The sequence below is a fragment of the Rhodohalobacter sulfatireducens genome (genome assembly GCF_022012475.1).
Classification (GTDB): domain Bacteria; phylum Bacteroidota; class Rhodothermia; order Balneolales; family Balneolaceae; genus Rhodohalobacter; species Rhodohalobacter sulfatireducens.
Genome location: NZ_JAKLWS010000013.1, coordinates 1 through 23,934 on the forward strand (window position 1 = coordinate 1; position 23,934 = coordinate 23,934).

The 23,934-nt window shown below is 41.9% G+C and carries 27 protein-coding genes; 21 read left to right on the top strand and 6 right to left on the bottom strand.

Features of this window, described 5'->3' with window-relative positions:
- Positions 1-209: 209 nt before the first annotated feature.
- From L6773_RS11190 to L6773_RS11205, 4 genes are all read left to right on the top strand, one after another.
- Positions 210-506, top strand: coding sequence for a YciI-like protein (locus tag L6773_RS11190; protein WP_237854492.1), 297 nt, complete (start codon positions 210-212; stop codon positions 504-506).
- Between the two features lie 194 nt (positions 507-700).
- Complete coding sequence (gene mnmC2 / locus L6773_RS11195; RefSeq protein WP_237854494.1) at positions 701-1,498, top strand: tRNA (5-methylaminomethyl-2-thiouridine)(34)-methyltransferase MnmC2; 798 nt, start codon at positions 701-703, stop codon at positions 1,496-1,498.
- Positions 1,499-1,552: 54 nt separating this feature from the next.
- On the top strand, positions 1,553-1,906 hold the full coding sequence (locus tag L6773_RS11200) for a type II toxin-antitoxin system RelE/ParE family toxin (RefSeq protein ID WP_237854496.1): 354 nt from the start codon (positions 1,553-1,555) through the stop codon (positions 1,904-1,906).
- A gap of 19 nt (positions 1,907-1,925) precedes the next feature.
- On the top strand, positions 1,926-2,252 hold the full coding sequence (locus L6773_RS11205; protein ID WP_237854498.1) for a helix-turn-helix domain-containing protein: 327 nt from the start codon (positions 1,926-1,928) through the stop codon (positions 2,250-2,252).
- A 376-nt stretch (positions 2,253-2,628) separates the two neighbouring features.
- On the opposite strand, the gene L6773_RS11210 is transcribed toward L6773_RS11205, so the two are convergent.
- Entirely contained in the window at positions 2,629-2,955 is a 327-nt protein-coding gene (locus L6773_RS11210; RefSeq protein ID WP_237854499.1) for a hypothetical protein, read from the bottom strand.
- A 108-nt stretch (positions 2,956-3,063) separates the two neighbouring features.
- Between L6773_RS11210 and L6773_RS11215 the strand changes: the two genes are divergently transcribed.
- From L6773_RS11215 to L6773_RS11285, 16 genes are all read left to right on the top strand, one after another.
- Positions 3,064-4,239 carry an aminotransferase class V-fold PLP-dependent enzyme gene (locus L6773_RS11215; RefSeq protein WP_237854501.1) on the top strand — a complete coding sequence of 392 codons (1,176 nt, stop codon included), beginning with the start codon at positions 3,064-3,066 and terminating at the stop codon, positions 4,237-4,239.
- A 190-nt stretch (positions 4,240-4,429) separates the two neighbouring features.
- A complete protein-coding gene (locus L6773_RS11220; protein WP_237854503.1) occupies positions 4,430-4,690 on the top strand; it encodes a hypothetical protein in 261 nt (86 codons plus the stop codon).
- Positions 4,650-4,829 carry a hypothetical protein gene (locus L6773_RS21745; RefSeq protein WP_369431566.1) on the top strand — a complete coding sequence of 60 codons (180 nt, stop codon included), beginning with the start codon at positions 4,650-4,652 and terminating at the stop codon, positions 4,827-4,829. The genes L6773_RS11220 and L6773_RS21745 overlap by 41 nt, the downstream gene beginning before the upstream one ends.
- Positions 4,830-5,116: 287 nt before the next feature.
- A complete protein-coding gene (gene recA, locus L6773_RS11225; RefSeq protein WP_237854505.1) occupies positions 5,117-6,187 on the top strand; it encodes a recombinase RecA in 1,071 nt (356 codons plus the stop codon).
- Complete coding sequence (locus L6773_RS11230) at positions 6,180-6,878, top strand: regulatory protein RecX (RefSeq protein WP_237854507.1); 699 nt, start codon at positions 6,180-6,182, stop codon at positions 6,876-6,878. The genes recA and L6773_RS11230 overlap by 8 nt, the downstream gene beginning before the upstream one ends.
- Positions 6,871-7,998 (top strand): AI-2E family transporter, encoded by a 1,128-nt coding sequence (locus L6773_RS11235; protein WP_237854509.1) that lies wholly within the window; start codon positions 6,871-6,873, stop codon positions 7,996-7,998. Before L6773_RS11230 ends, L6773_RS11235 begins: the two co-directional genes overlap by 8 nt.
- Positions 7,999-8,192: 194 nt before the next feature.
- Positions 8,193-8,675, top strand: a complete 483-nt coding sequence (locus tag L6773_RS11240; RefSeq protein WP_237854511.1) for a GNAT family N-acetyltransferase — start codon at positions 8,193-8,195, stop codon at positions 8,673-8,675.
- A gap of 152 nt (positions 8,676-8,827) precedes the next feature.
- Positions 8,828-9,469, top strand: a complete 642-nt coding sequence (locus tag L6773_RS11245) for a TlpA family protein disulfide reductase (protein ID WP_237854512.1) — start codon at positions 8,828-8,830, stop codon at positions 9,467-9,469.
- 15 nt (positions 9,470-9,484) lie between these two features.
- On the top strand, positions 9,485-9,652 hold the full coding sequence (locus L6773_RS11250) for a hypothetical protein (RefSeq protein ID WP_237854514.1): 168 nt from the start codon (positions 9,485-9,487) through the stop codon (positions 9,650-9,652).
- A 93-nt stretch (positions 9,653-9,745) separates the two neighbouring features.
- Positions 9,746-10,321 (top strand): phosphoribosylglycinamide formyltransferase, encoded by a 576-nt coding sequence (gene purN / locus L6773_RS11255; RefSeq protein ID WP_237854516.1) that lies wholly within the window; start codon positions 9,746-9,748, stop codon positions 10,319-10,321.
- A 12-nt stretch (positions 10,322-10,333) separates the two neighbouring features.
- Positions 10,334-11,908 (top strand): bifunctional phosphoribosylaminoimidazolecarboxamide formyltransferase/IMP cyclohydrolase, encoded by a 1,575-nt coding sequence (gene purH / locus L6773_RS11260; protein WP_237854521.1) that lies wholly within the window; start codon positions 10,334-10,336, stop codon positions 11,906-11,908.
- Between the two features lie 102 nt (positions 11,909-12,010).
- Positions 12,011-13,075 carry a rod shape-determining protein gene (locus L6773_RS11265; protein ID WP_237854522.1) on the top strand — a complete coding sequence of 355 codons (1,065 nt, stop codon included), beginning with the start codon at positions 12,011-12,013 and terminating at the stop codon, positions 13,073-13,075.
- A gap of 18 nt (positions 13,076-13,093) precedes the next feature.
- The gene (gene mreC / locus L6773_RS11270) at positions 13,094-13,921 is read left to right on the top strand and encodes a rod shape-determining protein MreC (RefSeq protein ID WP_237854523.1); all 828 of its coding nucleotides are present in this window, start codon (positions 13,094-13,096) and stop codon (positions 13,919-13,921) included.
- Complete coding sequence (mreD, locus tag L6773_RS11275; RefSeq protein WP_237854524.1) at positions 13,918-14,394, top strand: rod shape-determining protein MreD; 477 nt, start codon at positions 13,918-13,920, stop codon at positions 14,392-14,394. The genes mreC and mreD overlap by 4 nt, the downstream gene beginning before the upstream one ends.
- Before the next feature lie 12 nt (positions 14,395-14,406).
- Positions 14,407-16,245 (top strand): penicillin-binding protein 2, encoded by a 1,839-nt coding sequence (mrdA, locus tag L6773_RS11280; RefSeq protein ID WP_237854525.1) that lies wholly within the window; start codon positions 14,407-14,409, stop codon positions 16,243-16,245.
- Positions 16,245-17,495 (top strand): FtsW/RodA/SpoVE family cell cycle protein, encoded by a 1,251-nt coding sequence (locus L6773_RS11285; RefSeq protein ID WP_237854526.1) that lies wholly within the window; start codon positions 16,245-16,247, stop codon positions 17,493-17,495. The genes mrdA and L6773_RS11285 overlap by 1 nt, the downstream gene beginning before the upstream one ends.
- Positions 17,496-17,576: 81 nt before the next feature.
- On the opposite strand, the gene rnhB is transcribed toward L6773_RS11285, so the two are convergent.
- Positions 17,577-18,200 carry a ribonuclease HII gene (gene rnhB / locus L6773_RS11290; protein WP_237854527.1) on the bottom strand — a complete coding sequence of 208 codons (624 nt, stop codon included), beginning with the start codon at positions 18,198-18,200 and terminating at the stop codon, positions 17,577-17,579.
- A gap of 128 nt (positions 18,201-18,328) precedes the next feature.
- On the opposite strand from rnhB, the gene L6773_RS11295 reads away from it, so the two are divergent.
- A complete protein-coding gene (locus tag L6773_RS11295) occupies positions 18,329-19,438 on the top strand; it encodes a vWA domain-containing protein (protein WP_237854528.1) in 1,110 nt (369 codons plus the stop codon).
- Positions 19,439-19,738: 300 nt separating this feature from the next.
- On the opposite strand, the gene L6773_RS11300 is transcribed toward L6773_RS11295, so the two are convergent.
- From L6773_RS11300 to bamA, 4 genes are read right to left on the bottom strand one after another with little or no spacing between them, the layout of a single operon-like run.
- A complete protein-coding gene (locus tag L6773_RS11300) occupies positions 19,739-20,299 on the bottom strand; it encodes an OmpH/Skp family outer membrane protein (RefSeq protein WP_237854529.1) in 561 nt (186 codons plus the stop codon).
- 17 nt (positions 20,300-20,316) lie between these two features.
- On the bottom strand, positions 20,317-20,838 hold the full coding sequence (locus L6773_RS11305) for an OmpH/Skp family outer membrane protein (protein WP_237854530.1): 522 nt from the start codon (positions 20,836-20,838) through the stop codon (positions 20,317-20,319).
- Positions 20,839-20,882: 44 nt separating this feature from the next.
- The gene (locus tag L6773_RS11310) at positions 20,883-21,398 is read right to left on the bottom strand and encodes an OmpH/Skp family outer membrane protein (RefSeq protein WP_237854531.1); all 516 of its coding nucleotides are present in this window, start codon (positions 21,396-21,398) and stop codon (positions 20,883-20,885) included.
- A gap of 25 nt (positions 21,399-21,423) precedes the next feature.
- Positions 21,424-23,934 (bottom strand): outer membrane protein assembly factor BamA, encoded by a 2,511-nt coding sequence (bamA, locus tag L6773_RS11315; protein WP_237854604.1) that lies wholly within the window; start codon positions 23,932-23,934, stop codon positions 21,424-21,426.

A 23,934-nucleotide genomic window follows, 5' to 3' on the forward strand; every position in this document is an offset into this window, starting at 1 on the left:
GTCCGACAGGTCCTCGCAGAGTTCGACTTCATGGCAAGGGACTCTTTCAGGAGCTATCGCACTCTGAAAGGACCCTTTTAATCATAATCTAACCGTTAAACGCGTATATTGTTATAATTTCAGAATACTAACAATTATTATTGATGAGTTATCTGTCATCTACATTTTTCTGATGGCTGATAGCCTTTTCAATCAGAATCAATATCATTATGCATTACTTACTAATCTATGATTTAGCCCCCGATTACCTCGAACGACGTGGAAAATTTCGCGATGAACACCTGAAAATGGCCTGGGATTCGAATAAAAACGGCAAGCTTGTTCTTGGTGGAGCACTTCAAGATCCGGCTGATCAAGCCTATCTTTTGTTTGAGGACGATTCACCAAATTCAGCGGAAGAGTTTGCGAAAAATGATCCCTATGTTAAAAATGGAATCGTAGATAGCTGGGAAGTCCGTCCCTGGATGACCGTGGTTGGAAAGGATGCGGCAAATCCGGTTCTGTAATTTAGTTCTCTCCTCTTGAGAGGAGACCGATTAAATAGCGTTTAGCGATTTGATCAGAGGTGTGTTTAACGTTGATTTAGCTTCGAATAATAACCAAAAACTGATTGCACGTCGAACACACCCCTCGCTATCATGACTACGCTTTTCCCCTCTCAAGAGGGGAGCTTTCGATTCATCATTTTATAACTCAAGAAATGCCTGAAAAAAGCTCAAAACCCATCATCAAAAAAACCGGCGATGGCTCCACCTCTCTCTATTCACCAACATTTGATCAGCTCTACCACAATCCAAATGGCGCGGTGGCCGAAAGCCGACATGTATTCTTTGAGACTAATGGTTTGTTTAAAGCCCTGGAGAAAAGATCATCTCTACATATTTTTGAAGTAGGTTTTGGAACCGGCCTGAATCTGCTCTTGACACTGGATTATCTGCGAAAAATGAATCTCAATACAAAAATCGCATACTACAGCGTGGAAGCTTTTCCGATTGATGCGGATATCACCGAAGATTTTGAGTTTGCAGACGAACCCGGTCTTCAGAATTCACTGCCCATGTTAAGAACGGTTCTTCAGGATATTTATCCCGGCATGAACCGAATTCAACTCACTGACCAACTTTCTCTGCATTTTTGGTTCGGCTTTTTTGATGATCTGTTTGAGGAACATGACAAAAAATCCATCATCAATCATAAAATAGATTTCATTTTCCAGGATGCCTTTTCACCTGATGTGAATAAAGAGTTGTGGACGCCTGATGTGTTTAAGAAGCTGGCTTCCATTTCTAATGATGACGCCGTTTTGTCCACCTATTGCGCAGCCTCTGCCGCCCGCGCCGCGATGGCCGTGGCCGGATGGAAAATCGCAAGAGCGCGTGGAGCATTGGGAAAAAGAGAGATGACTCTTGCTTCGCTGAATGCAGATAAATTGGTGGATTTTAAGCGCGTAAATGAGAAACGTTTGGCTGAACGGTTTGAGAAAGGAGATTTTGAATAGCCGCAAAGTCGTGGAGTCGCAAAATGGATTCAATCATTTTTTAATTGTTTAATTATGTCAAATATGACATATTACGATATGTCATTAAGAGATAAACCGTTAGTCTGGATTCAGGGAGAAGTGAAAACCCCGCCTTTTTCGGCGGATGCGAGATTGAAAGCTGGTTTTCTACTCAGAAAACTTCAGCAAGGTGAGTTGTTAGAAATGCCGGACTCGCGACCGATGCCATCGATTGGCAAGAATTGTCATGAGTTGAGAATTAATGATCAGAATAAAACATGGCGAATTATCTATTTCATAGATGATGATGCTATCTTAATACTGGATGTCTTTGCAAAGAAAACTCAGAAGACACCCAATGAAGTGATTGACAGATGTAAAAACAGATTAGCTCGTTATAAACAGTAGAATTTTAAAACAGAGCATTATGGATAAAGAAAAACGAAAAGAACTGGAAGAAAAAGGATTTCAGATAGGATCTGCAGCAGAGTTTTTAGGGCTCACCCCTGAAGAAGAAGCCTTCATTGAAATTCGCCTTGAACTTAGCAGCCTTATCAAATCCCGTAGAAACAAACTTGGATGGACACAGCAACAGCTTGCTACAGCGATTGGATCCAGCCAATCCAGAATTGCAAAAATGGAAGCCGGAGATTCCGGAATCACACTGGATTTAATGATTAAAACATTACTCAAATTGGGTGTGTCTAAACAGGAGATTGGAAAGTTGTTGGAAGGAAATTTGGAGATGGTTTAGCTTCTTAAAGATTAGACAATACACCTATAATAACAGCTTCCAAATTCTTTTGAACAGATGCTTAGCCATTAGACTCATATACTTTAAAAACAGCCTTTATTACTGGAGTTGGTAGATCAATATCCATATTATTACCATTTAGTGAATCACCAATTTCACATTCATCCATGTAGTTATACAGGAGCTGCATTTCATGATTTTCCTCATGATTTGAACATAGATACAAAATAAAGGTGGGATCTTGTAAACTTATACTACCTTGCTTTCTGTTACCAATTGCATGATGAGCTTTTATGAATTTTCGAGAATCTAATACAGCCAGTGCTTTACTAAACTTCGAATAGATCTTCTCATTAAACTCTATGACAGTTGAATTCTATTCTTTTAGTTTCTTGTAAATAAGGTTTGATAATTCCGATATATCTGTATGTAAGTGACTAATGGGAGCTTCAACTTTTGCTAACCGCTTTTTTAATTGCATGGAATCAATTTCTGCATGTAGCTGAACAAGAGAAGATGATACTGGAAAAGATACCCCTGCAATTCTTATTAATGCCAAAAACCAATCTATATTATCATTCATAATTATTTCCTTTTTGTTATCAATTACTCCTAAAAAGCTGTAATCATTAGTAGCAATTTTCAACCTACATTTTTGGGTATGATTTTTTCTTTTCTTTTTAGCATCATATAATATTTCCACTGGCACCTCTCCTCAACTCTTCTCATTTTGCCGAAAGGGTTAGACTTTAGATGATTAACAAATCCACAATAAAATAATCGGCTCGGCGAGCCGATCTACGGTTATATCATGCAGGAATTTGACGTTTTAGCGAAATCACTTCAGCCGCACTATTCTCATTTTAATGTAGCCAACCGGCTGCTTTTTACCGGTCACTCGCACCAGGCGTGGCCGGATGAGGCATTTGAGGGGATCCAGGAGTATATGCGAATAGTTGCCGACCAAGTGGATAAAAAGTGGGATTTTGGTTTTGAAAAAACGGAAATCATGCGGGACTATCTTCGAAATTATTATGATGACCCCACCGGAAAGTACTGCCGCGAACAAAATACGCATGTGCTTCTGGTTTCCTGGCTTTCTTCACTCGATTTGAAGAACAAGCCCAAAATCATCACCACCACCGGTGAGTTTCATTCGATGTACCGTCAGCTTCGGCGACTGGAAGAGGAAGGCCTGGAAATTGTATACCTCCCTCATGAAGATGATAACAAACTTCTGGAGGCTGTCCGCCAAAACCTGGATGAGCGGACCGCGGCTGTTATGCTTTCCCGTGTCTATTTTGAGACGGCTGAAATCAACACCAAACTTTCGGAGGTTGCACAAGTCGCAAAAAAGGCAGATGTACCGGTTATGATCGATGATTATCACGGGACGAACGTTGTTCCGCTATCCTTTAAAGAAAAACAGCTGGATCATGTTTACCTGCTCATTGGAGGATACAAGTACATGCAATGGGGCGAGGCAAACTGCTTTTTAAGATATCCGGAGGATTGTAATCTACGCCCTGTTATTACAGGATGGTTTTCGGCCTTTGAGCAGTTGGATCATCCAAGAGACGATCAACCCGTTTCCTTTGACGATGGTGACCAAAAATTTGCAACGGCTACCTATGATCCGATTTCTCAATTTCGCGGTGCAGCTGTCACAGAATTTTTCCAAAAACAGGGGCTTACACCCGAAGTTTTACGAAAGCAGTATTCCTCTCAGCTCTCATATCTGCGTGACCTTTTTGATGAAAAGAATTTTGAGGGCTCCGGAATTGAACATGCAAATACGCGTCCCCTAGACGAAACCGGTGGATTTTTGGCGTTGAGATCTGAAAAAGCCCGAAACCTACGCGCTATGTTACTCGAAAAAAATATTTTTACCGATGCAAGAGATGATATTTTACGGATTGGTCCGGCACCTTATACTACTTCCGGGCAGTGTGAGGAGGTGATAGATACACTTTTTAGATGTCTTTAGTCAGAAAAAACAACAGAAAAACCGACAAACCGATTAACTAAAAAAGCGATATTCAAACATTTAAAAACTTTTCCACTAATCAGTTTCACGATTGCTCGGTCAGTCTGTTTAAAACTTTTTCTGTAAGGTTTTCAGCCTCATTGGTTCTTACAAATGAAAGGATGGAACCAGAACTTAAAAGGGAAATCATATGTACGAAAAAAAATATGACCTTGAAGACCGTTTGATAGACTTTGGAGTTCGAATGATTGAAATTTCAGAAACAGTTGATCAGAAAAGAAGAGCTGGTCGATATTTATCCGGACAACTGATTCGATCCGGGACATCCCCGGGGATTCCGCAAAGCGATCCCTTCGGGGCACTATGGAGAAGCACAGGCTGCAGAGTCAAGAAAAGACTTTATTCACAAGATGAAAGTCATTCTCAAAGAATTGAAAGAGACCAGAGGTAATTTAATAATGACCACAAGGGCAAAACTTCATAAATCACCTGAACTTGTTAAAACAGACATCAATGAATGCAGTGAATTAATCGCTATTTTTGTAAAGAGTATTCAAACAGCAAGAAAAACCGGTATAACAAAAAAATAGAATCACATACGGAATGATGAAGACAAATTTCAAATTACTATTCAAAAAATTTTTCGGTTTTACGGTTATTCTGATTCTCTGTTAATCAGTTTAAAAACTTTTTTGTAAGGAATTCTAAATATTTGGTTCATACATATAATGCACATATATTCAACTTAGTTTATTGTTGATTAACATCTGACTGATTTTGTGCACTTGATGAAATATAGAAACCGGGGTGACAGGAGGCTGACACCTCTCGTTTTTATTTTCTGATCAAACAAATTTAAACTTGAAAACTGAACATTATGGCATCATCCAAAGACGACAGACAAAAAGCGATTGATATAGCAATTGGGCAAATTGAAAAGCAGCATGGAAAAGGAACTGTTATGCGCCTGGGCGATCAGACTGATAACGAGGTGCCTACGATTTCTACCGGATCCATCATGGTGGATTATGCCTTGGGCGTAAAGGGAATACCAAGGGGACGAGTTACGGAAATCTATGGGCCGGAGGCCAGCGGTAAAACAACCTTGGCACTCCAGGTAATTGCACAGGCCCAAAAAGCCGGAGGATATGCCGCATTTATTGATGCCGAACACGCCTTTGATCCGAAGTATGCACGAAATCTCGGGATCAATACCGACGAACTGCTCGTTTCTCAGCCCGACAGTGGTGAGCAGGCACTCGAAATAACCGAAACGCTAATTCGCTCCGGCGCACTGGACGTCATTGTAATTGACTCAGTTGCCGCCCTGGTTCCACGCGCAGAACTTGAAGGTGAAATGGGAGATTCTCACATGGGCCTCCAGGCACGGTTGATGTCTCAGGCACTCCGAAAAATTACAGGTGTGGTGAGCAAAACCCGCACGGCTTGTGTATTCATTAACCAGGTTCGTGAAAAAATTGGAGTGATGTTCGGAAATCCCGAAACTACCACCGGTGGACGTGCTCTGAAATTCTATTCATCAGTTCGGATCGATATTCGCCGAATTGGCTCCATCAAAAAAGGAGACGAAGTGATGGGGAACAGAACTAAAGTTAAAATCGCCAAAAACAAGGTGGCTCCACCCTTCAAAGTGGTTGAATTCAATATACTCTATGGGCAAGGCATCTCGCGAACGTCCGAAATCCTGGATCTTGCCGTAGAGTACGATATCATTGAAAAACGAGGTAGCTGGTATCGATACGGTGGTGAACCGATCGGACAGGGAACCGATGCCGCAATGCAGTTCCTGGAAGAGGAAAAAGAACTTTGTGATAAGATTGAAAAAACCGTTCGGGATAAATTGATGCCACCTGAGGAGAAAGTAGAAGATAAATCGAAAGAGAAGAAAAAAGAGAAAGAGAAAGAAAAAGCAGAACAGGATGAGTAAAACTCAACGGATGTCCGGCAATTCGAATCCAGATATCGAGAGCAAACTGCCGCTATCCGTTACGAAAATTACTGTTCAAAAAAACAATAGTGACCGATTTTCACTTTTTCATAACAAAGAATTCCTGATCGGTATTAGCCGAAAAACGCGGAATGACTTTTCTATCGAGGAGGGCGTCTTAATGACGCTTTCTCTTTTTCGACAACTGAAAGATGCTGAGGACCTTGTTGCCATTCGTGAGGCCTGTTTTCGTTATCTTTCGAGAAGAGATCACTCCTCATTTGAACTCAAACAAAAAGTAGCCAAAAAGGGATATAAAGAGAGTGATATTGAACAGGTACTCCAAAGTTTAGGAAAAAAAGGGTATCTGAATGATAAATCCTTCGCCGCTAAATTTATTGAGGAGAAGACAGAACTCAATCAATGGGGTCCAAAAAAAATCCGATCTCATCTCTATAAAAAAGGGATCAACAGGTCAATCATCGAAGAGGTACTCTCCGAAAAAACTGATCATTTACAGCAACAACAGATTTGCGTAGATTTGGTAATGAAACGCAAGCGTCATTTTTTGAGGGAAGAGGACGATTACAAGCGAAAACAAAAGATCTACCGATATCTGGCAGGACGCGGATTTTCCGGTTCTGTAATTAAAAAATCATTACCTCGTATCACGGAAAAACTCCATGCTTAGAAATCTCACACTGGAAAAAGTTGTCAAGTCATTCCTGTTCGCAGCGGGTGTTTTGCTCGTCGGATTGATTTTATACAATTATAGCAGCCTCGCAGTATATGCAATCATTGCATTGATATTTAGCTATCTTCTGGAGCCCTTTGTGAACCGCATGCAGGCGGCAGGTATGTCCAGAACAGTGGCTATTGCTTTAACGCTGACGACCGTTCTTTTGATTGTGATTTGGATCTCCACCAGTATTATCCCCATGGTTGCAAACCGAATGGCCATATTAACTCGTCAGCTTCAAAGCGAAAATTTAGTCATTATTGCCCAACAGGTTGAAACACACCTCAGAAATTATTTCAACTTTATACCAACCGGGTATCTTGAAGAGAATGTTACCGGTTTTATTGAGGATATATTTAACTTCGGACGGCTCTCAAATGTTCTTGGCAATGTAATTTCAATTTTCACCAACCTTTTCGCCGCTTTTCTTGTAATTCCGTTTGCCACCTTTTTCTTCCTTAAAGATGGTTATAAAATTCGCCGAGATCTTATGAAAATGGTTCCGAACAAATATTTCGAAACCACGTTAAGTTTAATCGATAAGATTGAAAGTCGGCTTGGATATTACTTCAGAAGTGTGCTTTTACAATGCACACTGGTGGGAGTTGCATCATGGCTGGCATTATCGGTTGCAGGTTTAAACAATGCCGGAACTGTTGGAATTATTATTGGTGTGGCAAATACGATTCCATATTTTGGCCCGGTAATAGGATACCTGATCTCCATCCTTATTTCCATCATAGAAACCGGTGATTTCTCACTGGTGATCCCCTGTATTCTTGCGGTAATGTTTGCCCAAATATTAGATAATGTAGTTCTTCAACCGCTTATTTTTTCAAAATCGGCAGATATGCATCCCGTGGCCATTCTTTTTATCATTCTGATAGGAGCTCAAACAGCCGGAATTCTTGGAATGCTCGTTGCTATACCCATAGCAACGATCATAAAGATTACAGTGAATCAGATTATCTGGTCTTTCAATAACTACCAGGTGTTTCGGGAAAATAAACGACCTTTCAAACCGATCATTCAAGGATCTGATTTAACTGATATAGATTCGAATGCTGATTGACCGGTAATCTCCCATCATAATCTTTGCTGCTTAACTCATCATTACCATTCGAGTTTCTTTTTTTCTCTTCATCGTCAACTTAGATGGCCGATATTAAAAACGCAGAATTGGTAATTTTTCAATTTAATGCGTTCTTACTCTTACCACAACGTTAACATCGTGCACCTTTCCAAATTAACGAATGGAAATTCAACATGATCAGAGATGTTTCCTTATCCGATGCAAAACGAATCCACGAGATTTACAATGAATATGTGGAAGATTCGCGGATAACTTTTCAGGAAAAGCCCCTCTCTCTCAAAGAGATAAAAGATAAAATCCAAAAGATTACCAAAGTTTATCCATGGATTGTTTATGAAGAGAATAATCAGGTTGTAGGCTATACATATGCTGACAAGTGGAAAGAAAAATCAGCTTACCGGTACACTGTTGAAACAAGTATATACCTTGATTCAGGGCATCTCGGAAAAGGTATTGGCTCTAAACTGAAGGGGGCAATGATTGAGAAATTGAGAGAAAGAGAATTCCACTGTGTCATCTCCGCCATATCTTTACCAAACCCGGCCAGCATTGCTATGTGCAAAAAATTTGGTTTTCAAAAAGCAGGGCAACTCCGGGAAATTGGGTACAAATTTGACGAATGGATTGATGTAGGATACTGGCAACTCATTCTTTGATTTCCACCCGGATTTGTAACTATCCTCATTTTTTGTTAGCTAGAAAATAAAATAACGCTAACTAATTCTTGAATTACATCCTTGGCTCCGAAAGAAACAAACTAAAGACAACTATAAGACTATTCACAGGTATCATTTGCTCTGTTGCTGCTATGAGCACCCTGTTTTATTTCTTCCTGTTTTGGAATCCAATGCGTATTCATGTCATCAATCTTCTGAAATGGGTTCCGATTCTTATCTGCTTTGTTGCGCTTTACATGAGTGGCAGAATAAATCAAGGCACTTCAAAAAAACTGTTGCCACTGCTTTTTATACCTTTTGTAATTTTTGACCTGTTCAATTTTTTCTACCTGCCATTTATTCTCATACTTTTTACAGTCGGAACATTTACTATTCTTCTGACATGTGATGATATACAGCGATATTATAGAGTAGGGTTTGCTATCACAATAGTGGGGATTTTTATATACTTCCTCTTGAGCCAACCGCTGATAGTTGAAAAACACAATTTTGGATACGACAAGAATGGAGAAATGGTGAATGCAACTGTCCTTTGGGATTTTTCTGATGACCATCCGGACAAACTTCCCAGCCATCCACTTGTTGACAGAAATTCAAATAACTACAACTTGGAAGATTTTAGTGGGAAAACCTATTTCGTCTCTTTTTGGGCAACTTGGTGCGGGTCCTGTATTGAAAAGAAACCGGAGCTGGATCAACTGAAGGCGACCTTCCAAAATAATCCCAACGTGGAGTTTATTGACATCTCGATTGATGAGGATCGAAATCGGTAGCAGGCATTTCTGGAAATGGAGAAACCAGCCGATTTACAGCTTATCACTCCGCTCGTGAACCGAACACGCCGAACGCTTGGAATTAGCGCAATTCCACTCCATTATGATGTAAATGCCAAGGATGTTTACAAAGAATTCTCAACTTTTGAACAAGCAAGTGAGGCTTTAAAACCCAGTGAATAAAGAGAGGGTTTTGGCAGAAAATAGTTCCAAATAATCCGCTTGATATTCTTTATCTTTATCGCAGATTTAAATTATCCAAGAATAATCGATTGTGTGAAAAAACTGGTAATTTTTGCGTCCGGATCGGGCACAAATATGCAGGCTATCATTGATGAGATTGAATCGGGAAAAATTCGGGCAGAAATTGCCGGACTTATCGTCAATAAATCCGAAATAAAAGCTATAAAACGTGCCAGAAAATATAATATCCCGGTTTCAATCATTACAGATAAGGATGACGAAACTTTTTCTTCGAAGCTCAATGAACAGCTATCTGAATGGAAACCGGACCTGATAGTGCTTGCAGGTTTTTTAAAAAAAATTCCGGATTTGATTATCAAAAAGTACCAAAACAAAATCATTAATATACATCCCGCCCTACTCCCGAAATATGGGGGGAAAGGCTTTTATGGACTGAATGTTCATCGTGCGGTACTTGAATCCGGCGATAAGGAATCGGGGTGTACGGTTCATTATGTAAATGAAGAGTACGACAAAGGCCCGATTATAAGCCAGGAAAAAGTGCCGGTTCACTCAACCGATACACCTGAAAATTTGGCAAAACGAGTTTTAAAAGCGGAACACAAATTGCTTCCTTCAGTCATAAAAAAATTAATCAATCAACCATAATTAACCCTTAACGTGTCTCTTAAACCCCTTTCGTCTTTACCCCAGGAACCTTTGCAGATTAAACGTGCTCTACTCTCCGTATCCGACAAAACCGGTATTGCCGATTTAGCAAAAACATTACACAATGCCGGAGTGGAAATTGTAAGTACAGGTGGTACCGCCAAAACCATTCGTGATGCAGAAATCCCCGTAACAGATGTCAGTGAAGTCACAGGATTTCCTGAATGTCTCAACGGTCGTGTTAAAACGCTGCATCCAAAAGTTCACGGTGGAATATTAGCAAGAACAAGCCACCAGCCGGATAATGATGAGATTGAAGAATTAGAGATCTCTGCGTTTGAACTGGTTGTAGTGAATCTCTATCCGTTCAAAGAAGTTATCAAGAATAATGATATTAGCGCTGCTGCTGCAACAGAAAATATCGACATTGGCGGACCTACAATGGTTCGTGCAGCGGCTAAAAACTTTGCTCACGTGTGTATATTGACAAACCCCGGGCAGTACCGGGAATTTCAGTCTGAGTTTAGTTCAAGTAATGAAATCGGTTACTCAACACGATTGAAATTTGCGAGGAAGGCGTTTGCACACACAGCGGATTATGATGCAGCAATCAGTCAGTATTTCAATCAACTTGATCAACAGGAATTACCGGTACAGCTCAATCTTTCTATTCCAAAACACGCCGGACTACGATACGGGGAGAATCCACACCAAAAAGCCTCGGTCTATGGACGGCAGAATGATTTTATAGATTGCTTCCACGGCAAGGAACTCAGCTACAACAACTACCTTGATATTGACAGCGCCCTTCGGACAATGGCCGATTTTAAGGATGAAGATCCAACTGTGGCGATTTTTAAACATACGGTACCCTGCGGGATCTCAACAAAATCGAATTTGAATGAGGCGTATCAACGGGCGTTTGCAACCGACACTGTTTCCCCGTTTGGTGGAATTGTGATTACAAACCGGCCTCTCGATTTGGAAACAGCCAAATCAATCGATTCCATTTTTACTGAGATTATACTTGCACCCGAATATGAAGATGGCGTGATTGATTTTCTCAAACAGAAGAAAAACCGGCGTTTGATTCGGATAATTGATTTCCCAAATGGAACCAATGATTACTCCATTCGTTCAATCATTGGCGGAGTACTCTATCAACAAATAGACAGTAAGATAGTAACTGGCGATGACCTGAAAGTAGTTACAAAACGACAACCAACCGATCAAGAGCTTTCAGATATGCTTTTTGGCTGGAAAGTCGTGAAGCACGTAAAATCGAACGCCATAGTTTATGCGAAAGAGCAATCTACCTGTGGAATTGGAACTGGGCAAACCAGCCGCGTGGAGAGTTCAGTTATTGCCGTTCGTAAGGCGATGAACGAAGATCTTTCGTTGAAAGGAAGTGCTATTGCCTCAGACGCATTCTTCCCGTTCGCAGATGGTGTTATTGCAGCTGCTCAATCTGGAGCTACTGCTGTCATTCAGCCCGGCGGTAGTATTAGAGATGAAGAAGTGATAGAAGCTGCCAATAAAAATAACATGGCCATGGTATTCACCGGGATACGACATTTTAAACACTAAAAAAATCGACTATTTTCTAAAACAAATGTTCGCAACTGCATCACTAATCATGTATTTTTGTGATGCTCTGAATTCAATAATTTTGCAAAGTCAACCAGCCTAATGTCCAAGCATTACACAAAATCAAAACCCCGCAGTAAAAAAGGTCAAAAGAAAAACGGACTCTTCGATTTTCTTTATACCGATATCGCCATTGACCTCGGAACGGCTAACACGCTGGTTTATGCGAGAGGACAGGGAATTGTTCTCAATGAACCTTCTATTGTTGCTCTGAATAACAGGAATGAACCTGTCGCAACCGGTCATGAAGCCCGCTTAATGCATGAAAAAACACATGGAAATATCCGAACGGTTCGCCCCCTTAGAGATGGCGTAATTGCCGATTTTGAAGTTGCAGAGCAGCTGATCCGGGATATGATTCAAAAAGTGAAAATGAAATGGTATTCCACAACCCGGCAAATGGTGGTCTGTGTACCAAGCGGAATTACCGAGGTTGAAAGACGAGCTGTTCGTGACAGTGCTGAACACGCAGGTGCCAAAGAGGTTTACCTCGTGGATGAGCCGATGGCAGCTGCAATCGGAATTGGACTGGATGTTCATGAACCGGTCGGAAATATGATTGTGGACATTGGCGGTGGTACAACAGAAATTGCAGTCATTGCTTTATCCGGTATCGTACATGCTCAATCTGTCCGGCTGGGCGGGGATGAATTAAACGATGATATTGTTAACTATTTCAGAAGAAACCACAACTTGCTGATTGGTGAGCGTACATCTGAAAGAATTAAATGTGAAATCGGATCGGCCGCTCCATTGGATGAAGAGCTTGAGATGATCACCAAAGGACGAGATCTTGTGAATGGTGTTCCACGAACCCGTCAGGTAACTTCTAAAGATGTAAGAGAAGCTATTTCAGAATCTGTAAATACCATCGTCGAATCCATAACGAAATCGCTGGAACAAACACCTCCCGAACTTTCCGCTGATATTTTGGATCGTGGAATTATGCTGACCGGCGGAGGCGCCCTGCTCAAAAATCTCGATAAATTGATTATGGAAACCACAGATCTCCCCGTTCACATAGCAGAAGATCCGCTTACTGCCGTTGTACGCGGAACCGGAGAAATTCTTGAAGACCTCGATTTTTACAGAACTGTAATTACGTAAAATTCTCCCTACATGTGAATGCGACAATTAACGGATGTTAAAGACTACATCATTACTGCGATTATCCTGTTGCTTGCCATTACCTTGATGGTGAATCGACATGAGGGGGGGCTCCAAAATCTTCGCAAAGTCTCCATTACTGTTCTTAGCTACCTTGAACAACCGCTTTCCAATTTTCGTATCTATCGTCAGGCTATTTCAACTAACACATACCTGCACAGACAAAATATTCTTCTTCAAGATGAGTTGAACCGTCTGCGATCCGTAGAAGAGCAAAACCGTGTATTAAGAGATTTGCTGAACCTGCGTGAGGAAAGTGATCTTCCGTTAATTCCGGTACGTGTTGTTGCAAAAGATTTAGTGAGCATAAACAGTTCCATAACCGTAAACGCAGGTACGGATGATGGCGTAAAAATTGGTATGCCCGTAATTAATTCCGACGGTTTGATTGGGCAAGTGATCATTGTGGCAAAAGATTATTCACAGGTGTTACCCTATTCTAATTCCATGTTTCGTGTCAGTGCTCAAATTGAAGAAAACCGTGCCTATGGAATTGTTTCCTGGCCGGCAAGATCGAACCGGGAGCTGCTTTTGCGATTTATCCCCGAAACTGTCCAGGTTGAACCCGGACAATATGTTTACACTTCGGGATACAGTAACCAATTTCCGGCGGGAATTCCTGTCGGTGAAGTGACGGAAATTGAATCGGGTGCGGGTATCGAAACTCAAACCATTTACCTAGAAGCTTTTGCCGATCTTTCAACTATAGCAGAGGCATTTATCATTGAGTTTGAACCGGATACAACTATACAAAACCTCAATGAAGCACAGGAGGAGCTGTTTTGATTTTATCCGAAAACGTTCGATTGATTTTAATTGGGATCGGAATAGTCGTCATACAAACAGTATTGCTGCGGCATTTTGAAATTTTTGGTTCAGAAGCTGATTTGGTTCTGGTTTTTCTACTATGGATTTGTGCAAAACAACCCAAAATCAATGCTCTGTTATTTGCCGGGTTTCTTGGATTTTCACAGGATGCACTTACCGATCTGTGGGGACTCCATATGTTTTCAAAAACATTGTTGATTTTTATACTACACGGTTATCTGAACCGTATTTCTAACACTGGATTTATCTTTTGGCAGGTATTTCTGTTGATACTCGTTTCAGCTATTATTCATAATCTTATTTTTTATGGTGTTAGCCTTTTTTCGGGGCTTTATACATCTATTGGAGTTTTATGGAGTTTTCTGTTGGTAAGTTCGGTATTTACCGCAATCCTTGGAAGTTTTATATATCTGGTACGAGAAGATCTATAATTTGAAATAGTTATGTCTATAAACAGACAATCACATCGAGTTCGTACTTCGGCCAAAGTTCTTCGTGCCGTACTTGTTATCGGTCTGCTTATCCTTTTGGCACGCATTTTCCAACTTCAGATTATTGAGTACGAAACATATACTCCTCTCAGTATGCAAAATTCACTTCGAATGGAGGTGGTCAATCCTGCAAGAGGGCTTATCTATGACAAAAACGGCATCATTTTAGTTGAAAATCAACCCATATACTCTATTACCATCACACCTTCGCGATTTAACGAGGAGAAAATTCCGCATCTTTCACAACTATTACAGGTTGAAGAGGATTTGGTACGAGAAAGAATGAATGAAGCCCAGCAATATTCCTGGCATCGAACATCACGGCTGTTTACCGAAGTCTCTTTTGAAACGTTCTCAGCCATCCAGGAAAATCTTTGGCAGCTTCCCGGCATAGGTCACCAAGTTGAGAGTAAGCGTAACTATCCAACCAATGTAAAAGCATCGCATGTTATGGGCTACCTGCGAGAGGCCACTCGTGAGGAGTATCTTGCCTCTGAGAAAATTTTGCTGGGTGATAAAATTGGCAAGAGCGGGCTTGAGATGATCTATGATGATTATCTGCGGGGAGAAGTCGGTACTGAGTATATTCGTGTGAATGCATTTGGTCAAGAACTTGGTTCATACGAGGATGGTATGCTGGACATGGCTCCCAAGAAAGGGGCAGACCTCATCACTACTCTGGATGCCGAAGTACAGCAACTTTCTGAAGAACTTATGGTAAATAAACGCGGCGGAATTGTTGCCATGGACCCTCAGACGGGTGGAGTATTGAGTATGGTTAGCTCACCACAGTACGATCTATCAAAGCTGGCGGGTCGGATGGATTCAGAGTACTGGCAGCAGATAAACCAAGATCCCCACACCCCACTTTATAATCGAGCAATTTCATCCCGCCAACCTCCCGGTTCAACATTTAAACCATTTATGGGATTGGTTGGCCTGGAGCTTGGCCTGATCACACCTCAAACCGAAATCTACAATCCCGGGTACTACACTCGCGGTCGGCGATACGGCGATTTAGCTGACCCGGGGAATTACAATCTCGAAGATGCGATCACCTATTCAAGCAACACCTATTTCTTTTGGATCATGGACCGAATAGCCAGTCGTGGAATGCTTGATTCATGGTCTGAGCTAATTAAGGATTTTGGTATCGGACCTAAAAACAACATCGATCTTCCATATGAAGTATCTGGAATCGTGCCAGACAGTACATATATGAATGAACAATTTGGAGACAGGTACTGGGGGGTTGGTGACCTGATGAGTCTCGGAATCGGGCAGGGTATGGTCTCTGCCTCTCCCCTTCAAATGGCTGTAGCCACTTCAACTATAGCGAATGGTGGTTATCGCGTTCAACCACATGTAGTCAGTGCCATCAAAGATCGAAGTGGAGAGTTTCAGTACACCAACCCGGTATTTGAAAAGATTGAGTGGCTGAATCCGAATCAGCTTGAAAACGTGAAACGGGGAATGAGAGGTGTTGTTAGTACCGGTGGCGGACGCTACTACGCTAACCTTGATAGTATTGAAGTTGCTGGTAAAACAGGTACGGCCCAAAATCCCTATGGAGAAGATCATGGCTGGTTTATTGCCTTCGCCCCGATGGATAATCCGCAAATTGCCGTGGCTGTGTTGGTTGAAAATGCAGGTTATGGCTCCATCTCTGCGGCACCGATTGCATCACTCGTTATCGAAAAATATTTAACGCGAGAACTTAATCGCCAGCGGGTGTTAGACTATGTACTTGATTTCAGATCAAAAGAAACACAAACCGCGGAGGTCAACTGATGATCAATTCAAAAGAATTTAGCTGGTCGGTTATTGCTATTTGGGTCGCCATATTTTCAATTGGATTGGCTGCCATCTATAGTGCAACGCAAGGGCCTGTCTCCCAGTTTTTGCCTGAATACATTCAAAATAACTTTTTCAAGCAGGCAATCTGGATTGGGTTGTCGATAGTGGTTTTGATTGGACTACAATTTATTTCACCGAGAACATTCCAGGGTGGTGCATACCTTTTTTATGCATTGTGTATTCTATTAATGGTCATCACTCTCTTTTTTGGTGTTGAAGTAAGCGGGTCACGGAGCTGGCTTCGAATTGGCCCTCTAAACTTGCAGGTTGGTGAAATCACAAAAATTGCTACGATCCTTGCAGCCGCTAATTACCTGACCAGCCGAAGGGATATCTCCGCGGAAAATTTAAAAACGGCTCTCACTACCGTTGGGTTCTTCATTCTACCCGTAATACTTCTTCTCATGCAGAATGAGGCTGGCATTGCCATTGTCTATCTGGCTATTCTGCCCGTTGTACTTTTTTGGTCAGGCCTGCCATACGGTATTTCACTTTTAATGATTGCCCCTGCCCTTATCGGTTATTTTACGGTTTTAGATTGGATGTGGGGAGCTATCATGGTAGCTATCGTAACAATTGGGATTTTCCTTCTACAACGCAGAACATGGTTAACAGCAACTTCACTTGTGATGGGCCTTTTGATAGTCGTGGGTACCGAAGTTGCATTAGAACAAGTTCTACAGCCCCACCAGCGCGCAAGAATCGAGTCATTCGCCAATCCTACATTAGACCCCCTCGGCGCCGGATGGAACGTCTTACAGGCTAAAACGGCGATCGGTTCCGGCGGCCTCCAGGGCAAAGGATTCATGGAGGGAACACAAACCCAGCTTCGATTTTTACCCGAACAATGGACCGATTTTATCTTCTGTGTTGTAGGTGAGGAGTTTGGATTTATCGGATCATCGCTGGTCCTGATTCTATTCAGCCTACTGTTATTAAAGATGCTTTCGATGGCCATCAACCATAAACACCCATTTGCACAGTTAGTCATCGTGAGTGTGACATTCCTGTTTTTTGCTCAATTTATTATCAACATAGGAAGCGCCACGGCGTTGCTGCCAATTATCGGGATTCCACTGCCATTTATGAGTTATGGAGGATCGGCTTTTCTTACCAACACAATAATGCTGGCGCTCTGCTTAAACCTCGATGCAAATAAGCGTTCATTTAGTATATACAGGTAATGGACTCAGTCAACGTATAAAGTTGTTCCAGTTCAAATTTTAAACTTGTTCAATCACTCATCTAATGACGCGTTCTAAACCTCAACTATTGGATTCCTTATAAACTTTTTCAGTCCTTAATTTGAAACTCTTCCTGTGGTGTTTGGTGTACCCGTGATTTTTTAATCCCTCAAAATGCTCTTTGGTTGGATAGCCAACATTTGTTTCCCATCCAAAATGTGGATACTCTTTATGCAGTTTCCGCATAAGTTGATCGCGATGAACCTTGGCAAGTATTGATGCCGAAGCAATAGACACCGATTTATCATCTCCCTTTACAATACAACTATGAGGAATAACGGATGATGTAAATCGATTCCCATCTACCAAAAGATAATCAGGCTCGGCGCCCACTTCCTCCGAGCATCGCATCATAGCACGAATGGAGGCTTTTAAAATATTGATCTCATCAATTTCGCCGGGGGAACACTTTTGCACGGTCCAAAACAGGGCTTTCTCTTTGATCTCTTCCCTCAACCGAATTCTAGTTTTCTCATCAATCGATTTACTGTCGGCAACGTCTTTACTGATTCTCGAGCATGGTTTTAAAATCACGCCCGCAGCCACCACAGGTCCGCAAAGACACCCACGCCCGACTTCATCTAAACCCATAACTCGTTGAAACCCTTGCTCCCAGAGCTTCGTCTCAAATTGATATCGATCCATCAAACTTCCGTTTCAAATTTCATTAAACAATGGTTACTATTCCTAAGTTGCTAATTCTAAATTAGCATGCAATGATTTGTCCTTTAAAGAGGTTATAAGATAAATAAAAAAGTCAGCAGATATCATTTATGCATTTCATCTACTCAGAATGGGACGATAGATTTAATCGATCCGGCAAATCACCTTTTGATACACTTTGGGATCTATTCCAGGAACTTTTAACCATTTCAGGCGGTGACGTTTCACAGGCACTCCGTTGGCTCAATCAAATTGATGAAGAGTACGAAATTACCGACCAGTTTGAAGAGGGTTATGGAATCGGAGATTTTATCGATGAGATGAAAGAGCGTGGATACATTCGTTTTGATGAGGAAGAATCGGTGATGATGCCGACTTCGAAAACAGACCGAAGTATTCGACAGAAAGCACTGGAAGAGATCTTCAATCAACTCAAGAAAGGTGGCGAGGGGCAGCATAAAACCAATTACACCGGCAAGGGCCTGGAACGACAACCCGAAACCCGTCCGTGGAAAGCCGGTGATGATACCGCCCATATCGACAGTACCGGTACAATGATGAACATGCTGAAACACAGCTCTCTCGACCAGTTTCAGTTGAGAGAAGATGATCTCCAGGTGTATGATACCGATCACTATACATCGGTCTCCACTGTGCTGTTAATTGACGTAAGCCACTCCATGATTCTCTACGGAGAAGACCGGATCACACCTGCTAAAAAAGTGGCCATGGCTCTCTCGGAGCTCATCATGAATAACTATGCCAAAGATTCGCTGGACATTGTGGCGTTTGGAAATGAGGCCTGGGACATACAGGTGAAAGACCTGCCATATCTGAAAGTGGGCCCTTATCATACGAACACACTACAGGGATTACAGAAAGCGCGCCATATTCTTCAGCGGAAAAAGTTTTCTAATAAACAGATTTTTATGATTACCGATGGAAAACCATCTTGTATGATTGAAAATGGAAGACTCTATAAAAACAGCTTTGGCCTTGACCGAAAAATCGTGAATAAAGTGTTGGATGAAGCTGTAGTTTGCAAAAGGGAACAGATAGATATCACCACATTTATGATTGCCAGGGATCCCTATCTACAGAATTTCGTCCGTGAATTAACGGAAGCTAACAAAGGGCGAGCATACTACTCATCTCTTAACAAATTAGGCGGGTATATTTTCGAAGATTATATTCGAAATCGAAGAAAGAGAGTACAGTAGAAACTGATAGCGTTTTTAGCGAAGTGGAAAACCCGTCACATTTTGACTCTCTTAGGGTAATGGATCCTGATCAAATTCTTTCATTTAACACGCAAATCTTGCATGACCTCTCTTCGTTCGGACTCTGCCAAATTGCTCAAGGTTCAACTCAAAACAATAAAAAAAGCGACCTGAAATTCAGATCGCCTTTACAATCAAATTAAAAAATTAGATGATGACATTGATGGCGCAAGCGTCCTTGGTCAACGAAGCTTCAGCGTAGTTGACTCGCTTGTGCCTTTCGTCATTCAAGTCAAGAACTTAGATGCCGAGATTCTGCATAACGGCGTCTGTGATATCATATTCAGACTCTACATCGGGTGATACATAGAGAATAATCACATCACCTGTGGAAGTTGTCGTATTGAGCACATAATCCAGACCTTGCTCTGAAGCTACGGCATCAATTGCTTCCTGGATCTGCTGCAACAACGGTGCCATTAATTCTGCACGTCGTTGCTCAATCTCTTGTTGAGCCTGGGATTGCAGCTGTCTGAATTCCTGGTCCAATTGTGTAAGTCGTTGTTCCTCATCCTGACGAGCTTGCTCAGAAATAACACCTACTTTTTGCTGATACAACTCAATTTCAGATTGAAGTTCCTGTTGTCTTTCAGCAAGTTCAGTTTGTTTTCTCTCAGCCAAATTCTGGATTCTTTGCCGAACAGCACTCATTTCAGGCATTCGCTGCAGTACAGCCCGAGGATCGACAAAGCCAATTTCCATATCGCCCTCGGCGGCTACCTGTGCCTGCGCTGTTGGAGCAGCCATCAGAGCTGTGAGAATAATAAGCGTTACTATAGAAAGTATATTTAATTTTTTCATGATACGATTTGATCGAATTAATTTTGAGTAAGTTTGTCAATTACCTGTTGAGTGATATCCGGAGCCCTGTCTGAGGTGTAATAAACGATGGGATCGCCCATGTTTGAAGCTCTGTTGAGTACATAATCATATCCCATCTCCTCGGAGACTTCAGCCATCGCTTCTTCCACCCGTACTAAAAGCGGGTTGAAAAGCTCCGTCTGTCGCTGTTGGATCTGCTGTTGAATACGCTGCTGAAAACTGTTTAGCTCTTGCTGCAATTCGTTAAGCCTTTCTTCTTCCTGTAGTTGCTGTTCCTGGCTTATATTACCGGCTTCAGCTTGTTCCGAGTATGCAGTCATTTGATCTATCCATTCCTGGTAACGCTGCTGGAAAGCATTTTGACGTTCCTGGATATAGCTTTCAAGTTCGGCTTGAACCTGTTCGGTTTCGGGCATAGCATCCAAAACAGAATCGGGATTCATTACCGCAACTTTAAGCTGGGCCGAGACTGCAAGCGGCACCAGTAAAAGTAATAGAGTAATTGATAATCTTTTCATAGAGGTTGATTTTTTTAAAGCTCCAAAATTAACATTTATATCTTTCAATTTCCTGTTTCATTGATACCCAGTTCTAACATCACATCATTCGTCAGGTTCCATTCCTCCCGGGTAATCAGGAAGCGGGTATCTTCGGCCCTGTCGAACACAAAATCATATGAATCTCTTTCGGCGACACGAGTTAACGCATCAAAAATTAATCTTTGTATAGGCTCGAGCAATTCTTTTTGACGGGTGTAATATTCACCCAGCGGACCAAACTTTTCTTCAATGTATTGATCCAGTTCTTGTTTCCTTTGTTCGATCTCGTTGAGCCGTTCCTGCCGAATTTCATCAGTAAAGAGTATTTCCCGGGCTTCGAATTCACGCTCCAGCTCGGCAATCTCCTCCTCCATTTCATCAATTTCCTGCTGCCAGTTTTCCGAAAGGAGATCTAATCGCTGCTCTATCCCACTGTATTCCGGCATTTGTTGCATGATGACATCCGAATCTATAAACCCGATTTTTTGATCCTGCGCATCAGCTGCATCAACAATTAAAAACAGAACGAGAACGATCAAATATGTGCATGTTTTGCACGACATTTTAAAACGGTGCTCCAATGTTAAACAAGAACTCCCATTCGCCCGGATTTAAACCCGGTCCTTCTGTTGAAGCCGGTGTTCCATCAAGACGGTAACCGTAACTCAGATCAACCAAACCCAAAATGGGCAGATAGATCCTGGCACCAAAACCCGCGGCACGTTTCACTTCAAACGGATCAAATTCGCTTAAATTATTAAAGGCATTACCGGCATCCATAAAAACATATGGAATTAATTGAATTTGGTCTGAACTAACCGCCGGATAGCGTAACTCCATGGTATATTTACTGAAAACACGCCCTCCAATCTGGTTTTGATTCTCATCAAGAGGCGAAATCACGCCATCAAATCCACCGGGATACCCCCTCATATCGATATTGTCATTCAGGAAGTTTTGCCGCTGTTGTATCTGAGTCCCCCCAAGGAAAAACCGTTGGAAATTACTCCGGTTATTTTCACTGAAATATCCCATATAACCGTAATCAACCGTACCACTCAACACCAGTTTTTCTACAATATTGTAATGATGCTGATAACCTGTGCGTAACTTATAAAATTGTGCAAAACCCGGAACAGGGAGTGCAACCTCACCCGAGACGCTGAATTCTGACCCGGCACTCGGTGAAATCGGGTTATTCAAAGAGTTTCTTGATAGTACACTTCGTAGAGTTAAAATATCGGCCTGACCGTCTTCAAAGATTCCGCTAAAACCAAGTACATTAAAACGGTTATAGGTAAGAATAAGCCGTCTTGAGAAGTAATCATCCGGCCAGTCCAACTGTTTACCTAAACTTACACTGGCTGTAAAAAGCTCATTTCTCCGATCGGGTTGATCTAAACTTGTAAACCGCCGCGTGTTATAGTTCAGGAAGTTATACGAGGCACTTACTCCCAGGGAGGTTGGACGTCCTCGCAGCCATGGCTCAGTAAAACTAAAGCTGTAGCTCTGGTAACCGCGTCCCGTTACCTGTACACCCAGTGAAAGTTTCTGACCGTCGCCGGATGGAATAGGACTCCAGCCTCCGGGTTCAAACATTCGGCCCACCGAAAAGTTGTTGAAGTTTACACGGGCCGATAGAATCACACCGATCTGACGGCCACCAAAACCACCGGAAAATTCAAAGTTATCTGTTCCCTGGGATTCATCGAGCTGATAAGAGATATCAACTGTACCCTCTTCACGATTTGGATTTATATCGGGAGTTATTCCTTCCTGTGTGAAATAACCAAGGGTACTCAATTCACGAACGGAACGTATAATTGCTGACCGGCTGTATGTGTTACCGGGAACTGTTCGCAAGGTTCGGCGAACTACATCATCATGCGTCTTCGTATTTCCACTGAAAGAGACTCTTCGAATCGTGGCGATCTCATCTTCAATAATCTCAAAAGTAACATCCAGGGAGTCTCCCTCAACAATTTGTATATCCGGATTCACCTGGAAAAACAGGTATCCAATATTGTTGTAGAGACTTGTTATGTCTGTCTCATCCTGGCTGAACTCAAGATTTTCGTAGAAGCGGGTTTCGTTGAATACATCTCCTTTTTGGAACTGGAAAAAGTTTGTGAGCTGCTCGTCGGTATAAACTGTGTTTCCATCCCATTCAAGATTTCGAATTCTGTATTGAGGACCCTCATGGAGTTCAATATCAAAATAGACTCCCTCTTTTCTTCTCCAATCATCTACATAAACAGAATCTTCAACAATCCGTACATCGCGATAACCATTATCTCTGTAAAATTGCAAAATATTGCTTTTGCCTTCCTCAAACTCTTCCTCCGTATATACGTGGCGTTTAAAAATTCTCCACCAGCGGTCTTGTTTAATGGTATCGAACTCCTTTCTTAGTTTCTTGTCATCAAACTGCTCATTTCCTTCAAAATTGATTTCACGCACTTTTGTACGTTCTCCAGCATCAATTTCAAAAACAAGCCTGAGCCGGTTTCTGCCATCATCCGAAAGCTCTTCACGAATCTCAATATCCGTATCCCAATAACCTTTCTCCCTGAAAAATCTCCGTATAGTTATGAGAGCCTGTTCGCGAATGGAGTTGGTCACCGCAAATCCTCTTAAAAGGTTGAGCTGTTCCCTCAGATCACGTCGCTGCGATCGTTTTACTCCGGTAATTTCATACCTTTCAAGGCGTGGTTCCTCTTCAACCCGGATATTTATAATCACCTCGTCGGTGCCCACCCTCTCATAACTGATCTGCACATCCGAAAAGATACCGGTTCTGTAGATCTGGCGAATGGCTGAGGATATCTCCTCTCCGGGAATTTGTATGGTTTCTCCAATTTCAAGTCCACTGCTATTCAACAGGTAACTCTCGCGGGCTGTAATCAATCCGGTAAGAGTAATATTCCGAATTTGATAATCCCTTGGAGATATTGAGGTTGGGTCCTGTATCTCAATCGAGGTTGAATCGCTATCCTGCGCAGAGGCGATTTGACTGAGTGAAAAAGCAAAAAACAGTAAAAATGTTAAATAGAAGAAGTGCTTGGTATTGAACAC